The 15,770-nt window shown below is 66.2% G+C and carries 10 protein-coding genes; 9 read left to right on the top strand and 1 reads right to left on the bottom strand.

From position 1 onward, the window contains the following. Positions 1-226 precede the first annotated feature (226 nt). Positions 227-3,976 (top strand): autotransporter outer membrane beta-barrel domain-containing protein, encoded by a 3,750-nt coding sequence (locus tag ACREYQ_RS08685; RefSeq protein ID WP_432260319.1) that lies wholly within the window; start codon positions 227-229, stop codon positions 3,974-3,976. A gap of 27 nt (positions 3,977-4,003) precedes the next feature. Here ACREYQ_RS08685 and ACREYQ_RS08680 read toward each other — a convergent pair whose 3' ends face one another. Next, complete coding sequence (locus ACREYQ_RS08680; protein ID WP_432260318.1) at positions 4,004-4,960, bottom strand: SphA family protein; 957 nt, start codon at positions 4,958-4,960, stop codon at positions 4,004-4,006. A gap of 237 nt (positions 4,961-5,197) precedes the next feature. On the opposite strand from ACREYQ_RS08680, the gene ACREYQ_RS08675 reads away from it, so the two are divergent. The 8 genes from ACREYQ_RS08675 to ACREYQ_RS08640 all read left to right on the top strand — a co-directional run bounded on the left by ACREYQ_RS08675 (position 5,198) and on the right by ACREYQ_RS08640 (position 15,769). After that, the gene (locus ACREYQ_RS08675) at positions 5,198-6,058 is read left to right on the top strand and encodes a hypothetical protein (protein ID WP_432260317.1); all 861 of its coding nucleotides are present in this window, start codon (positions 5,198-5,200) and stop codon (positions 6,056-6,058) included. Positions 6,059-6,087: 29 nt separating this feature from the next. Further along, positions 6,088-7,251 carry a BamA/TamA family outer membrane protein gene (locus tag ACREYQ_RS08670; protein WP_432260316.1) on the top strand — a complete coding sequence of 388 codons (1,164 nt, stop codon included), beginning with the start codon at positions 6,088-6,090 and terminating at the stop codon, positions 7,249-7,251. A gap of 102 nt (positions 7,252-7,353) precedes the next feature. After that, a complete protein-coding gene (locus ACREYQ_RS08665; RefSeq protein WP_432260315.1) occupies positions 7,354-7,719 on the top strand; it encodes a hypothetical protein in 366 nt (121 codons plus the stop codon). A gap of 147 nt (positions 7,720-7,866) precedes the next feature. Further along, the gene (locus ACREYQ_RS08660) at positions 7,867-9,111 is read left to right on the top strand and encodes a formylglycine-generating enzyme family protein (RefSeq protein ID WP_432260314.1); all 1,245 of its coding nucleotides are present in this window, start codon (positions 7,867-7,869) and stop codon (positions 9,109-9,111) included. 49 nt (positions 9,112-9,160) lie between these two features. Continuing rightward, positions 9,161-10,237, top strand: a complete 1,077-nt coding sequence (locus ACREYQ_RS08655; RefSeq protein WP_432260313.1) for an HAD family hydrolase — start codon at positions 9,161-9,163, stop codon at positions 10,235-10,237. 70 nt (positions 10,238-10,307) lie between these two features. Beyond that, positions 10,308-12,062, top strand: coding sequence for an arylsulfatase (locus ACREYQ_RS08650; RefSeq protein WP_432260312.1), 1,755 nt, complete (start codon positions 10,308-10,310; stop codon positions 12,060-12,062). Between the two features lie 93 nt (positions 12,063-12,155). Further along, on the top strand, positions 12,156-14,798 hold the full coding sequence (locus ACREYQ_RS08645; RefSeq protein WP_432260311.1) for a fused MFS/spermidine synthase: 2,643 nt from the start codon (positions 12,156-12,158) through the stop codon (positions 14,796-14,798). Beyond that, positions 14,795-15,769 carry an AAA family ATPase gene (locus ACREYQ_RS08640; protein WP_432260310.1) on the top strand — a complete coding sequence of 325 codons (975 nt, stop codon included), beginning with the start codon at positions 14,795-14,797 and terminating at the stop codon, positions 15,767-15,769. Before ACREYQ_RS08645 ends, ACREYQ_RS08640 begins: the two co-directional genes overlap by 4 nt. Position 15,770: the final 1 nt, after the last annotated feature.

The following is a 15,770-nucleotide window of genomic DNA, read 5'->3' as shown; positions in this document are numbered from 1 at the left end:
TTGAGCTTGATCAGCGCGGACGCTGGCGCGCGGACTCCTCAAATTGATGCTGCTACCCCGTTCGGGTCACGCAGCACACTTAATACAGGCTACCAAATGTTTCACTGGTGTGCAGATTGCCTGCTCCTCAGAATGCAACAAATATCCTACAAAGGGGATGACTGTGCGAGTTCCGGGGCAAATTCTGCAGCACGGTGTCAGTCTCAGGATGCGGTGCAATCCTGCCTTGCGGCCGATTGCCGCGTTGATCGCGTACTGGCTTGCGCCGGCTGGCACCTTGGCCCTGGCTTCGCTGGAGGTGCGCGCACAGACCGCGTGCGGCACGATTGCCAGCGGCACCTATGCGGCACTGTCCTGCACGCCTGCATCGGGCGATGCCGTGATAGAAGCGGTGTCAGGCACCACCTTCAACACGAGCGCAGGTGCGAGCCTGCGTGCGGCCGCCAGGGCGGCGGATGCCTCGGTGACCCTGACCGGCACCACCATCACAAACAGCACCGCCACGGCTGCGAGCGGCGTGACGTCGCAAGTCAGCGTTGGCCCCGGCGATGCCAGCGTGACGTTCAGTGGCGGCACCAGCGCCATCACAATGCAAGGGGCAGGGGTGGACGGCGTTGCCGTCACCAACAGCACGGCCGGCAGTTCAGCCATCACCGTCAATGCGGGCACGACGCTGAACATCACTAACCTGGTCGGCGGCAACGAGCATGACGGGTTCGATGTCAATGCCACCGGCGGCGGCAACGCCAGCATCATCCACAGCGGTTCGGGGGTGATCTCCACGGCGGGCGGCAATGGGCTGTGGGTCAAGGCCGCCGGCGCTGGCGTCATCAACGTGCAGGTGGGCAGCGGCGTTACGCTGAACGTCGACAATACCAACGGCATTGCCGATCCTGCCGATCCCGGCGAACTCGGCGGCCCGTCCAATCACGCCGGCATCCGTACCCGCACTACGGGCAGTGGCGTCACCACCGTCAATAGCGCCGCGGCCATCAACGCCAATGCCATGAATGCGATCGGCATCTATACCGATGGCGGAACAGGGGCCACTTCGGTGAGCAATGCCGGCGCCATTGTCACCAACGGGGAGAACGGCTTCGGCATCCGCTCCGCCGCCCAGGGCGGCCCCATCGAGATCAGCAATACGGGCGCCATTACCACCACGGGGCCGAATGCCCACGGCATCTATCTCAGCGCCGGCGCGGGACCCGGAAGCTTCACGGTGAACAACAACGGGGCCATCACGGTCGGCAGTGCGGGGAACGGCCCGGGGTCGCGCGGCATCTACTTGATCGCGCGCGGCGCCGGCGATGCCATCGTGACCGGCAGCGGGCCGATCACGGTGCTGGGCAATGCCGCAACCACGCGCAGCTACGGCATCATCATCAGCGCGGAAGCGGGCAAGGCCTCAGTGTCGTATTCGGGTGACCTCAGCGTGCGCGGCGACGGCGCCGGCGGCATCCGGGCACACTCCACCGGCGGCAATACGGACGTCACCTACACCGGCAGCCGCATCGAAACCTTCAATGTCAATGCCAACGGCATCTACGCCACGAGCAACTCGCCCGCCGGAACGGTCTCGATCGCGGCGCAAGGCACCATCGTCACCCACGCGGACAACGGCGGTGGCGAAGGCTCCGGCGGCGGCTCGTTCGGGCTGCAGGCCACCAGCCTTGGCGGCGATGTGAGCATACGGTTCACCGGCCAGGCCATCGATGTGAACGGCTCCGGCGCGGCCATCGTTGCCGGCAATGCATTCTCCGGCGGCAGCGGCCTGGGCCGCGTTGACGTGCAGAATTCCGGGGCGATCATTGCCCGTGGCGACAAGCAACGCGGGCTCTGGTCATACACCGGGGCCGGCACCCAGGCCATCGTCAACCAGGGCGCGATCCAGACCCTGGGCGCCACGGATGCGCAGGGCATCTTCGCGAATGCCACGGGCGCGGCGGCGATCAGCGTGGCCAATGGGGGCGCCATCACCACCCGGGGCAATAACGCGTCGGGGATCGAGGCCTTGTCGCAAGGCGGATCGAGCGAGGTGCGCAACAGCCAGCCCGTCAGCGCGGGCTGGGGAACCAGCGCGGGCGTGGCGCTCGGCGGCGCCACCCAGGCGGTGCGCAACAGTTCGGCGATCGATGCGCTGAGCGATGTGGCGGTGCGCGCCGATGCCAACGGCTCCGGCGGCACCTTCACCCTTGCCAACACCGGGCAGATCACCGGGATCGTGAGCGCGGCAACCTCCGCGGCCAGCATCGACAATGGCGGCACCTGGAACCTGCGCAGCTTCGCGGACACCACGGGCAGTGGAAGCCGCGATACGTGGAGCGTGGCGGTGGCCAACCTGGGCGCCGGGGCTGGCAATCAGATCAGCAACACCGGGACGATCTCGCTCGCCAGCCAGGCCAGCGCCGCCGCGGCAGACCGCAGGCAGCCCGCGGCCACCATCACCAGCTTCAATACCACCGGGGCTTACCTGCCGCTGGGGCAGAGCGCCAATGCGCCGACTCCCGGCGGCGCGGTGCAAGGTCAGATTCTCGGCGTCAGGACGTTCACGAACGCGGGCCTGCTCGACCTGACCGGCGGCGGCAGCGCGGTGGGTAACGTGCTGGTGATCGGCGGCGGCCAGACCGCCGGGCAGGATGGCGGCGGTGTCTATGTATCGAATGGCGGCACGATAAAACTGAACACCGTGCTCAACGAGGGCGGCAGTCATTCGCGCTCGGACATGCTGGTCATCGATGCCGCGGCGACCGGCGCTGGCGGCGCGAGCAAGCTGCGGGTCAACAATGTCGGCGGCGCCGGCGCCCTGACCGCCGCGAACGGTATTGCGGTGGTCGAGATCCTCGACAAGTCTCCGAGCGCGAGCGACCCGAATGCGTTCGCGCTCGATGGCCGCGCCGTCGCTGGTGTGTACGAGTACCGGCTGTTCCGCGGCGCCGAGCATGGCGGCAATCCCGATGTCTGGTATCTGCGGTCGGAACGGATGGGGCCGCCTGATCCACCCACGCCGCCGGAGCCGCTCTATCGCCCCGAGGTGGCCGCCTACCTTGCCAACCAGCGCCTGGCCGGACAGATGTTCGTGCACAGCCTGCATGACCGGCTGGGCGAGCCGCAGTATGCCGAGGGGCAGGGCTTTGACCCGGCCCAGGACAAGCCGCGCAGCGGCTGGCTGCGCGTGGTCGGCAAGTGGGAGGGCAGCGACAGCAAGGACGGCAACTTCCGCACGCGTACCGACAGCGTCTTGCTGCATGGCGGCGCGGAACTGGCCAAGTGGCGTGTCGCCGGCGAGACCGACCGGCTGCATGTCGGCGTGATGGGCAGCTACGGCAATGCCGGCACCGATGCCGATGCGGCGGGCAATCCGGCGCGGGCCAGGGGCAAGGTGGAAGGCTGGTCCGCCGGTGCCTACGGCACGTGGTACCAGAACGACGAGAAAAGGCTGGGCGCCTATGTCGATACCTGGTTCCAGTACGGCTGGTTCACCAACCGTGTGGAAGGCGACCAGTTGCCGACGGTGCGTTATCACGCGCAGGGGCTCGGACTGTCGGGCGAAGCCGGCTATGCCATCCCGTTGCCGCGCGACTGGGTGGTGGAGCCGCAGGCGCAGATCATCTATGTCGACTACCGCGAGAGCGATATCACCGAGCCCAATGGCACGCGCGTCAGCGGGGCGGATTCCAGCGGCATTGTCGCGCGGCTGGGCGTGCGCACGCATCGGACTTTTGTGCGCGAGGACGGGCGCAAGCTGCAGCCGTATGCGACCGTGAACTGGTGGTACTCGGATACCAACAGCAATATCTCGTTCAACCAGTTGCCGGTCGGCGGCCTGTACCCGCACAACCGCTTCGAGCTGAAGCTGGGGCTGAATGCCGATTTTGGCAAGCGCTGGACCGGCTGGACCAATGTGTCGGGTTCCTGGGGCCAGCAGAGCTATTATCAGTACGCGCTGCGGGCCGGGGTGAAGTACACCTGGTAGCCGGCAGCGCGCGGGAAGGCGGCGCGCTCAGAACACGATGGTCGCCGTTCCCATGAACGTGTTGGTGCTTTTCAGGCGGTTCTTGCTGGCCACCGAGGGCACCCAGCGCAGGCCCAGCGACAGCAGGCTCTTGGCGCCGATCTTGGTGTCGTAGGTGACGATCGGGCCCACCGCCCAGTCATGGCCGCGGAAGCCGTTCAGGCGGTCGGCCAGCGGGCCGCTGTCATCGCCCAGTTGCTGCGTCGTGCCGACAATCAGCCCGAGGCCGGCGCCGTTGGCAAAGCGCTTGAGCAGCATGGTGTCCAGCGTGAACAGCGGCGCGTTCTGGTAATCGGTGGCGTTGTTGCGGGTGTAGAACTGGATCCCGGCCACGGCATCGAACTCAAGTCCGTGTTCGGGAAACAGCTTGGTGTAGGCCACCTGCGGAATAAAAGTCCAGTTGTTCAGGCTCGGGTTGGCCAGGGCGTTGGGGTCGTACTTGCCGGTCGGCGCCCACACGTTCAGGCTCAGGGCCACGTGCTCGGTCTTCGAGAAGTGGTAGCCCGCGATGATCGGCGCGAAGGTAATGTCGAACAGGTTCGACGCCGTGTCCTGAGTGCTGCTGCCGCGGCCGCCGGCGCTGACGTTGGCCGTGACCTTGGTCCAGACGTAGGGCAGCGTGAAGCTGGAAGCAAAGTTCCACGCGCCGGGGCCGGTGTCCCAGACCTTCATCACGGTTGCGAGCGTGAACGCCACTTTGCCGTCCACGCCGGCGGATGCCTTGCCCGCGATAGGCACATTGCGGCTGCCGCCGATCGAGCCATCCAGGTAGATCTCGCCGACGTTCACGATGAGCGCCGGCTCCGGCGACACGATCCCCGCATTGGGAAGCACGCTGGTGCCGGTCACGGGGCGCCCCAGCGCGCCTTCGGTTGCGTGGGCACCTGTGCAGGCAAAGAAGAAAGGGGCGGCAATGGCCAGCCGGTTTGCGATGGTCTTTGACATGGTCATGGAGCATGAAGTGCAAGGTCGGCCAGGCGCTTGCCGGAATGCCGACCTCGGGCGCATGTCAGCTGCGCCTGCTACAGGGAAATCAAATGGTGAAGCATTGCCTCACCCTCATATTTTCGCGACATTTGATACTACCAGCAAAGGCCCTCGTCACTGCCAGTAAGCAAACAAACGAAAATCTTCATCACGAGATCGCAAATATTTACTTCACAAGTCTCGACGCGGTCTGCGATGATGAAAGCGCCATATTTTTTTGGTGGTGTTATCAATTTCAGTCAGGGTGGTGGTTTGGAAATGAATTCATTCATGCAGGGAATAAAATTCGCCGCGGGTGGCGTGGCAGCGATATTGCCGGCGTTTGCCTGTGCGGCAGGACCTTCGGCGGATGACATGAATGCGTCAAACAATCCGCTGAGTCCGACCATTACCCTGAATCTGCAGGACCAGTATGTGGGTCGATATTACGGACTCGACGACAAGGACGGAAACAGCGTCTTGCTGCGCGGCACCATTCCGCACAAGCTGTTCGGGCTGCCGCAGATCGTCCGTTTTACGATGCCCGTCGTCACCACGCCGAACGTGGCACCGGATGGCAGCAAGACCGGGCTGGGCGACCTGAACCTGTTCAACCTGGTCTTGCTCAAGGGGATGGGGATGGAATGGGGCATCGGCCCACAGTTGACCATCCCGACGGCATCGCACAACCAGACCGGCACCGGGAAATGGCAAGCCGGCCTGGCTGGCGTGGCCATCTCCCCGCAGAAATGGGGCATGATCGGCGGGCTCGTGACCTGGCAGCATTCCTTTGCCGGGGAAAGCGGTCGGCCAACCCAAGACAACCTGACCGCGCAGCCTTTCGTGATGTATAACCTGCCGGAAGGGTGGTACCTGCGCAGCACCGCAACCTGGAACTTCGACCTGAAGCGTGGGAGTTATTACATCCCTCTTGGTATTGGCGCGGGCAAGATATGGAAAATCGGCAAGGAAACCTACAACCTGTTTGCCGAACCGCAATGGACGGTGGGGCACGAGGGAGTCGGAGTGCCAAAATTCCAGGTGTTCATGGGGTTGAATATCCAGTTTCCGCTGTAGCCATCAAGAAGGACTTTCATATCTTGCCGATGACCCGCTCCCACGCAAGCCAGCGCATTGCGTTGCTGCTCGGCGCACTGGCTTTGCTCTGGTGCGGTGCCGCCTTCGGCCAGGCCGAAGCGCCGGCCGAAAAGAAACCGCTGTCGTTCTTCGACCCTGAGGACGGCATGCTGGACATGAGCGATTTTCTGCTCAACCACAAGGGGGCCCTGCCCGTGCCGGTTGTTATCACGGAACCCGCCATTGGCTACGGTGGCGGGCTGGGCCTGATGTTCTTCTCGGAGTCCATGGCCGAGGCCGCCGCCAGCGCCAAGGCCAGCGGCAAGGGGCCGGCGCCGCCCAACATCACCATGCTTGGGGGCGCGTATACCGAAAACGGAACCTGGGGCGCTGGCGTGGCGCACTTCCACACCTGGGACGGCGACCGCTACCGTTATCTTGGGGCGATCGGCAAGGTCGATGCAAATCTGGACTATTTCGGCTTGCTGAACAAGCCCCGCGCCTATGAGCTGCGAGGCGTGGCCCTGGTGCAGCAGCTTCTCGTGCGCATTGCCGATACCCGCTGGTACGTGGGTCCGCGCTATGTGTACTTCGATTCGACCGCAACCTTCAAGTTTGGCGACGCGGGCGAGCTGGGCAGCTTCAACCGTTCCCAGCGCATCGGCAAGGGCGGGCTGGTGGTCGACTACGACTCGCGCGACAACATCTTCTACCCCAGCCGCGGCAGCTATGCCGAGCTGGAGGCGCAGTTCGCGCGCGGCGGCTTCGGCAGCACGCAGTCATTCAACATGTATAACGCGCGCGGCTTCACCTGGCTGCCGCTGGCACGTACCGTGATCCTGGGGCTGCGTGCCGATACGAAGTTCTCCACCGGCGACGTGCCGTTCTACGCGCAGCCGTTCGTCGACCTGCGCGGCGTGCAGAAGGGGCGCTACCAGGACCGCAATGCGCTGGCGGCTGAAATGGAGCTGCGCTGGGATGTGACGCCACGCTGGTCGCTGCTGGGTTTCACCGGCGTGGGCAAGGCCTATGGGCGCTGGCATGATTTTTCAGATGCCTCGACCATCTACAGCATCGGTACGGGCTTTCGCTACATCATCGCGCGCAAGCTGGGTGTGTCGATCGGTATGGATGTGGCCCACAGCAAGGGCCAGAACGCGTTCTATATCCAGGTGGGGAGCGCCTGGCACTGAGTTGCCAGTCCCGCTCCGTGTGCGGCAGGCTGTCCTGGCGCTCAGGGGGGCCAACGTGCTCGCTACGCTATGGCAAACAAGAAAATGACGGACAGGCGGGGCATGATGGCCAGGCTGTCCGCCCCAGATGAGACTGTAAGCCGGAACTACCTGCGCGAAGCTGTTCTGCTCTGCGAAACGCATCTGGCTGGCCTGCCGGATGTCTCCAAGCCCTACGTCGGCGGGCACTTCGTCTGGAGGAACCGCATTCACTACTATGTGGCGGGGCGCGAGCGTGGCGGCGGCAACCGGTTGATCGAGGTGTTCGTGATCGATGCGAGCGAAAACCTCGAGCCGCTGCCCGCGTTCCGGTATCCGCCACCGCTGGCGGCGCTGTTCCCGGCGGACTACAGCGTCCTCCATGAGGGCGACGAAGACCAGGCGGCATCCATGGCGATGATCGGGCCAACGGCAAATGTCCGGCGATGAGCAGGGCGACCGGGGCAGAGCACGACAGGAAAACTTAAATCACTTCCCCCCGAAACTAGAAAAAGCTGACTTCTGATTGCTGTAGTCATCTGAGATCATTGCCCGGGCTGGGTCAGCATGATTTTCACATACAAAGAGGCAGAGTGAATGAGCGGACGACGTGAGAGCGGCAATCCCGGCGCAGGCACGGGGCGTTCTGGCTCCGTTGCGCCTGCCGCCGGACGGCGCAGCGGGCAAAAGGTGTTGATTCTGGCGCTGCTTGGCCTTGGCGTCGCGGCTGGCCTCGGCGGCAGCTATTGGCACATGAAGGGGCGCACGCCGACGGCGCCAGCCATCGTCGTTGGCAATGGCAAGAACGGTCCGGCCGGCATGGTGCGCGTGCCCGGCGGTGAATTCCTGATGGGCAGCGACAGCAAGATGGCGCAGCCCAATGAAAAGCCTGCCCACAAGGTGCGCGTGCACGCTTTCTGGATGGACCAGCACCACGTCACCAACGCGGAGTTCCGGAAATTCGTTGAAGCCACGGGCTACGTCTCGACCGCTGAGCGGGTCCCTGACTGGGAAACCCTGCGGGTCCAGTTGCCGCCCGGCACGCCACGCCCGCCCGACAGCGCCATGGTTGCCGGCGGCATGGTCTTCGTGGGCACGCCGCGGCCGGTGCCGCTGCAGGACTACTCGCGCTGGTGGCGCTATGTGCCCGGCGCCGACTGGCGTCATCCGACCGGCCCCGGCAGTTCGATCGAAGGCAAGGACAACCATCCGGTGGTCCAGGTCTCGTATGAAGACGCGCAGGCCTACGCCAGGTGGGTCGGCAAGCGCTTGCCCACCGAGGCCGAATGGGAATTTGCCGCGCGCGGCGGGCTGGAGCAGGCCACTTATGCCTGGGGCGAGCAGTTCTCCCCCGATGGCAAGCAGATGGCCAATGTCTGGCAGGGACAGCAGAACCAGCCATTCCCGGTGGTCAGTCCCAAGGCCGGCGGCGCGCTGGGCACCAGCCCGGTCGGCACCTTCCCGCCCAACGGCTACGGCCTGGCCGACATGACCGGCAATGCCTGGCAGTGGGTGGCGGACTGGTACCGGGCCGACCAGTTCCGGCGCGAGGCCGGCAAGGCGCAGCCGATTGAAAACCCGATCGGTCCGATGGCCTCATGGGATCCGGCTGAACCCGGCGTGCCGGTCAACGCGCCCAAGCGCGTCACGCGCGGCGGCTCCTTCCTCTGCAACGAGGATTTCTGTCTCAGTTACCGCCCCAGCGCGCGGCGCGGGACCGATCCGTACAACAGCATGTCGCACCTCGGCTTCCGGCTGGTGATGGACGAAGGCCGCTGGGCGGAGATACAGCGGCAGGCACCGGTGGCAACGACCGGCCCGTCCCTGCCGGCGGTGCGCTGACACTGCCCGCATCACACAACAACGACAACACGCGACTGGAGTGAACATCATGGACATGGCGGCTGCCCGCGGTTTCCTGGCAGGCCCCTCGCGCAAGGCCATCGCTGCGCTGGCGCTGGCCGGTCTGACCCTCACCGGCTGCTCCACGCCCGCGGCCGGGCCCGAGTCCCAGGCCGCCGCCACGCAGGCGGCGCAGCCGGCCGGGCAGGCGCTGGCGTCGTGGCGCGATGGCGCCGCGCGGCAAGCGCTGCTGAAGTTTGTCGCCGACGTGACCCGCCCGGGCTCGCCGACGTTCGTTCCGCCCGAGGAACGCGTGGCCGTGTTCGACAACGACGGCACGCTGTGGAGCGAGCAGCCGCTCTACTTCCAGTTCTTCTTCCTGCTCGACCAGGTCCGGGCTGCGGCGCCGCAACACCCCGAGTGGCGCAACAATCCTGCCTTCAAGGCGCTGATGGCCAACGACATGCAGGGCGTGATGCGCAACGAGAAGCAACTCGCCGCGCTGATCGCCACTGCCAACAGCGGCATGAGCGTCGACGAGTACGACCGCACCATCCGCGACTGGCTGGCGAAATCGCGGCATCCGAAATTCAACCGGCCCTATACGGAACTGGTCTACCAGCCGCAGCTGGAACTGCTTTCTTACCTGCGTGCCAATGGCTTCAAGACTTACATCGTCTCCGGCGGCACCGTCGAATTCATGCGGCCATGGAGTCAGGCTGTCTACGGCATTCCGCCCGAGCAGGTGATCGGCTCCTCGCAGGCGGTGCGCTACCAGGTGCGCGGCGGCAAGCCGGTGCTGGTGCGCGATCCGAAGCTGGAGTTCATGGATGACGGACCGGGCAAACCGGTCGGCATCTACCGCCATATCGGCCGCCGGCCGATCCTTGCCGTGGGCAATTCCGACGGCGACCTGCAGATGCTGGAGTACACCACCGGCGGCGACGGCCCGCGCATGGGCGTGCTGGTGCATCACGACGATGCCGTGCGCGAGTTCGCCTACGACCGCCAGTCGAAGGTGGGCAAGCTCGACAAGGCACTGGACGCCGCCCGCGCCAAGGGCTGGACGGTGGTCAGCATGAAGCAGGACTGGCAGCAGGTTTACCCCACGGCTGGTGCGAAGTAGGCAGAAAAGGAAGACGGCATGCCACGCTTGCCGGACGCAGGTTCAAGCAGTTTGACTACCAGGAGCAGCAATGCAACGCATGACAGAGACCACCCAGGCGAGGCGCGGCGCGCGCTTTGCCATGGCCGCGATGGCGATCGCCGTCGCGGCGATCGCCGGCTGCAACAAGGCCGACGAGCCGAAACAGCAGGCGCCCGCCGCGCAGCAGCCGGCAACGCCTGCGCCCGCAGCCGCGCCGGATACGTCCGCGACGCCGGCACAGCCGCCTGCGCAGTCCAACCTGCCGGTCGCGCCTGAGGCCGGCTCCGCGCCGATGGCCGTCAATACGTCGGGCAAGAAGCCCAACATCCTGGTGATCTTCGGCGATGACATCGGCCAGACCAATATCAGCGCCTACAGCATGGGCGTGATGGGTTACCGCACGCCGAACATCGACCGCATCGCCCGCGAAGGGATGATGTTCACCGACTACTATGCCGAGAACAGCTGCACGGCCGGCCGCTCGTCGTTCATCACGGGCCAGTCGCCGCTGCGCACCGGCCTGTCCAAGGTAGGCGTGCCGGGCGCGACTGTGGGCCTGCAGGCCCGCGACGTGACCATCGCCGAAGCCCTCAAGCCGCTGGGCTACGCCACCGGCCAGTTCGGCAAGAACCACCTGGGCGACCGTGACGAGTACCTGCCTACCAAGCACGGCTTCGATGAGTTCTTCGGCAACCTCTACCACCTGAACGCCGAGGAAGAGCCGCAGCGCCCGTACTGGCCCAAGGACAAGAACGACCCGTATGTGAAGAATTTCTCGCCGCGGGGCGTGCTGCATTCCACGGCCGACGGCAAGATCGAGGACACCGGACCGCTGACCACCAAGCGCATGGAGACCATCGACGACGAAACCACCGACGCGGCGCAGAAGTTCATCACCAAGCAGGTCCAGGCCGACAAGCCGTTCTTTGTCTGGATGAACACGACCCGCATGCATGCGTTCACTCATGTGCGTCCGTCCATGCAGGGCCAGAGCGGCATGCCCGGCAACGAGTACGCCGATGGCATGGTCGAGCACGATGGCGATGTCGGCAAGCTGCTCAAGACGCTGGACGACCTGAAGGTGGCGGACAACACCATCGTCATCTACACCACCGACAACGGCCCTAACCAGTGGTCCTGGCCCGACGCGGCAACCACGCCGTTCCGCAGCGAGAAGGACACCAACTGGGAAGGCGCGTTCCGCGTGCCGGCGATGATCCGCTGGCCGGGCAAGATCAAGCCCGGGACTGTCAGCAACGAGATGTTCTCGGGCATGGACTGGTTCCCGACGCTTCTGGCGGCCGCTGGCGATGGCGATATCAAGGAGCGGCTGCTCAAGGGCACATCGATCGGCAGCAAGAACTCCAAGCTGCACCTCGACGGCTATAACCAGCTGGGGTACCTGACCGGCCAGACCAACAAGGGCGCGCGCAACGAGTTCTATTACTTCAACGACGACGGCGTACTGGTGGCGATGCGCTATGACAACTGGAAGGTCGTCTTCTGCGAGCAGACCACGCCGGGCGGCTTCCAGGTCTGGCAGGATCCGTTCAAGTGCCTGCGGGCGCCAAAACTCTTCAACCTGCGCATGGATCCGTATGAACGCGCTGACATTGTGTCCGACCAGTACAACGACTGGCTGACCAAGAACGGGTACCTGTTCGCGAACGGCACGATGAAGGCCTCGGTGTTCCTGGAGACCTTCGTCGACTATCCGCCGAGCCAGCGCCCGGCCAGCTTCAGCATTGACCAGGTGCGCGAGGACGTCAACAAGAAGATCGAAGCGGCAATGAAGAAGAAGTAATGCAGTCAGTCATCAGCGCCGTCCACCCGTGACGGCAGTTGAAACCGGCGAAGGCCCGCGTACGTGCGGGCCTTCGCGCCAACGGTGCAGTTCATGATCGAATCTCATGCCGCCCCGGGCGGCAATGATGGCAAAGGCGGGCGCCGGGCGCGCTCTGTCAAGACCGAATTTCCTGAAGCCGCCGTAGCGCAGAGGGGCGATACGGCCGACCAGACGTGGCTCTGGGCGGCCGTTTTACTGTTTGTGTCCGGCACGGCGGGACTGGTTTACCAGATCGTATGGATCCGCCAGCTGTCGCTGGTGGTGGGCGTCGACGTGCATGCGGTCACCACCGCGGTCAGCGCCTTCTTTGCCGGGCTGGCCCTGGGCGGGTGGCTGTTCGGCCGCGTGGCCGACCCCCACGGCAATCCGCTGCGCCTGTATGCGTGGCTTGAAATCGGCGTGCTGGTGCTGGGCATCGGCGCGACCGGGGCGCTGGCGCATGCGGCGGCCCCGTTTGCGTGGCTGGAGCCGCGCACAGGATGGCTGGCGTGGGCCTTGCCCTTTGTGCTGGTGATCCTGCCGGCTGCGGCCATGGGCGGGACCTTGCCGGTGCTGATGCGTGTGTTGACGCCACGTGCCGGCCGCGTGGGCGCGCATGGCGGGCGGCTGTATGCCGCAAATACCGCCGGCGCGATTGCCGGCACGCTGCTGGCCGGCTTTGTGCTGGTGCCGCTGCTGGGCATCCTCGGCAGTGCCATCGCGGCGGGCGTGCTTAACGGTGCCGCCGCGCTGGTGGCCTGGCTGCTGGCTGCGCGCAGGCAAGCCGTGGCCGCTCCGGTTGCGCCCTCCGCCGTGCAAGGCGCGGCCACCGGCGATGCCGCGAACGGCCGCCTGGCGCTGGTGCTGTACGCCGCCGCCGGCGGCATTGCGCTTGGCTACGAAGTGGTCTGGTCGCAGGCCATCGTGCAGTTCCTCAGCACGCGCACGTTCGCCTTTACCGTGGTGCTGGCAACCTACCTGGCCGGGCTGGCCATCGGCAGCGCGCTCGCCGCACGCCATGCAGATCGCGTGCGCGACCCGTGGGGCGCTTTCGGCCTGCTGGTGGCGGGGGCAGGGCTGGTGGCACTGCTTGAATTCGTGCTGCTGGGCGAATGGCTGCTGCGTGCACAGGGCAGCTTGTCCGCCTGGGTGCAGGGCCTGACGTCCAGCCCGCTGATGGCGGCCTGTGCCAGCTTTGCGCTGGCGGCGCTGTCGGTCGTGTTCGTGCCGACCTTGCTGCTGGGCGCGGCGTTCCCGTTCGTGCTGCGCGTGAGCGTCGACAGCCGGCAGGTCGGCGCCGGCGTGGGCAGCGTGGTGGCGCTCAATACGCTGGGCGGCATCGCCGGCACGGCGCTGGCCGGCTTCGTGATGGTGCCGTACCTGGGGCTGGTGCATACGCTGTCGCTGCTGGCGGTGGCGGCAGCGGTGGTCGGGATCGTGGCGGTGGCGCTGGGCCGGGGCGTGCGGCCCGCGGCACGCTGGGCGGTGCCGATGCTTGGCGTGCTGGCGGTCATCGCCGCCGCGCTGGCACCGGCGGACCGGCTGGCCACGCTGCTGGCGCGGGCGCGCGGCGGCGAACTGGTGTTTTACGAAGAGGGGCGCGGCGCGACCGTGGCCGTGGTGGAGCAGGCTTCCCCCAGCAACCGCTTCCGGCGCCTCTATATCCAGGGCGTCTCCAATTCCGGCGATGCCATGACCTCGCAGCGCTATATGCGGCTGCAGGCGCTGCTGCCCTTGATCGTCCACAACGGCACGCCCAAGTCCACGCTGGTGATCGGTCTTGGCACCGGCATCACGGCCGGCGCCACGCTGGCCTGGCCGGGGCTGGAGCATCGCGTGGTGGCGGAATTGCTGCCGCCCGTGGCGCGTGCCGTGCCCAAGTTCGAAGGGAATTTCGGCGTTGCCACCGACAAGCGCATGGATATCCGGCTGCGCGATGGCCGGCGTGAACTGCTGCAAAGCACGCAGCACTACGACCTGATCACGCTGGAGCCGCCGCCGCCGTCGGCGGCCGGCGTGGTCAACCTGTATTCGACCGATTTCTACCGGCTGGCCGCCGCGCGGCTGCAACCCGGCGGGCTGGTGGCGCAGTGGCTGCCGCTGCCGACGCAGAACGACGAAGACACCCGCATGCTGGTGCGCAGTTTTCTGGACGTGTTCCCGCACGCCATGCTGTGGACCACCGAGCTGCACGAGATGATGCTGGTGGGTTCAATGTCGCCGCTGGCGCTGGATGCCGCGCGTATCCGCACGCGCTATGAACAGCCCGAGGTGGCCGCGGCGCTGCAGGCCGTGGGCGTGCGCTCGCCGGCGGCGCTGATGGCAACCTGGGTCACCGACCGCGCTGGCCTGGACTGGTATGCGGCCGATGCGCCGGCCGTGACCGACGACCACCCGCGCATCGAGTACGCCGGCTGGGTCCGCCGCGACGCCTTCCCGGAAACCCTGTCCAAGCTGCTGTCGCTGCAAAGCGAGCCGCCGCTGGCAGGCGCCGATGATGCATTCTGGGGCGACCTGCGGCGCGAGCGCGAAGTGCTGCACACCTTCTACCGCGCCGGGCTCGACGCCTACCGCGGCGACCGCGAAGCCTGGGCCGGCCATATCACGCAGGCCATGCGCGCCGATCCCGACAATCCCTACTACGCCTGGTTTGTCGGCGGCCAGTCAGCTCGCCCTGCACGCCGCGCACCGGCTGAACCAAGGAACACGCCATGAGCGCACGCGACGACGTCCTGGCCCTGCAACAGCGCATGGGCGAATCGATTGTGGGACAGCAACGCATGATCGAACGCCTGCTGCTGGGCCTGCTCGCCGATGGCCACCTGCTGGTGGAAGGCTTGCCGGGGCTGGCCAAGACGCGGGCCATCAAGATGCTGGCGCGCAACCTCGATGCGCGGCTGTCGCGGATCCAGTTCACGCCGGATCTGCTGCCCGCGGACATCACGGGTTCGGAGGTCTACTTCACCGAAGGCGGCAAGGGCGAGTTCCGCTTCCAGGCCGGCCCGGTGTTTGCCAACCTGGTGCTGGCCGATGAAGTCAACCGTTCGCCGGCCAAGGTGCAGGCGGCGTTGCTGGAAGCGATGGAGGAGCGCCAGGTCACCGTCGGCGGCACCACGCACAAGCTGGAGCCGCTGTTCCTGGTGATGGCCACGCAGAACCCGATCGAGCAGGAGGGCACCTATCCGCTGCCCGAGGCGCAGATGGACCGGTTCCTGATGCATGTCAGCGTGGGGTATCCGGAAGCGGATGCCGAGGCGGACATCGTCAAGCTGGCGCGCGGGGAAGAGGCCGGTAACGGGGCCGGCGGCGGCGCGCAGGCGGTGCGGCTGGCGCCCGAAGCGATCTTCACCGCGCGGGCGGAGATCCACGGCATCCACGTCAGCGAGGCCGTGGAGCGTTACATTGTCACGCTGGTGCAGGCCACACGAGCGCCCAAGCCCGTGGACGACGACCTCGACAAGTGGATCCAGATCGGCGTGAGCCCGCGCGGCTCGATCGGGCTGGACAAGGTGGCACGGGCGCACGCCTGGCTGCACGGGCGCGACTTTGTCACGCCGGAGGATGTGCAGGCAGTGGTGAGTGATGTCTTTCGCCACCGGCTGATCCTGTCGTATGAGGCGCATGCGGCCGGCATTGGCGCCGATGCCGTGATCGACCGGCTGGTCCAGCGCGTGGCGGTGGCCTGAG

This window comes from Cupriavidus sp. TMH.W2 (assembly GCF_050847365.1).
GTDB lineage: Bacteria > Pseudomonadota > Gammaproteobacteria > Burkholderiales > Burkholderiaceae > Cupriavidus.
The sequence above is the reverse complement of the archived record's forward strand: the minus strand, read 5'-3'. Positions and strand labels throughout refer to the sequence as shown.

Coding starts and splice junctions, on each gene's coding strand:
- ACREYQ_RS08680 (WP_432260318.1), bottom strand. CDS start 4,960: ATGTCAAAGACCATCGCAAACCGGCTGGCCATTGCCGCCCCTTTCTTC.
- ACREYQ_RS08675 (WP_432260317.1), top strand. CDS start 5,198: ATGATGAAAGCGCCATATTTTTTTGGTGGTGTTATCAATTTCAGTCAG.
- ACREYQ_RS08670 (WP_432260316.1), top strand. CDS start 6,088: ATGACCCGCTCCCACGCAAGCCAGCGCATTGCGTTGCTGCTCGGCGCA.
- ACREYQ_RS08665 (WP_432260315.1), top strand. CDS start 7,354: ATGATGGCCAGGCTGTCCGCCCCAGATGAGACTGTAAGCCGGAACTAC.
- ACREYQ_RS08660 (WP_432260314.1), top strand. CDS start 7,867: ATGAGCGGACGACGTGAGAGCGGCAATCCCGGCGCAGGCACGGGGCGT.
- ACREYQ_RS08655 (WP_432260313.1), top strand. CDS start 9,161: ATGGACATGGCGGCTGCCCGCGGTTTCCTGGCAGGCCCCTCGCGCAAG.
- ACREYQ_RS08650 (WP_432260312.1), top strand. CDS start 10,308: ATGCAACGCATGACAGAGACCACCCAGGCGAGGCGCGGCGCGCGCTTT.
- ACREYQ_RS08645 (WP_432260311.1), top strand. CDS start 12,156: ATGATCGAATCTCATGCCGCCCCGGGCGGCAATGATGGCAAAGGCGGG.
- ACREYQ_RS08640 (WP_432260310.1), top strand. CDS start 14,795: ATGAGCGCACGCGACGACGTCCTGGCCCTGCAACAGCGCATGGGCGAA.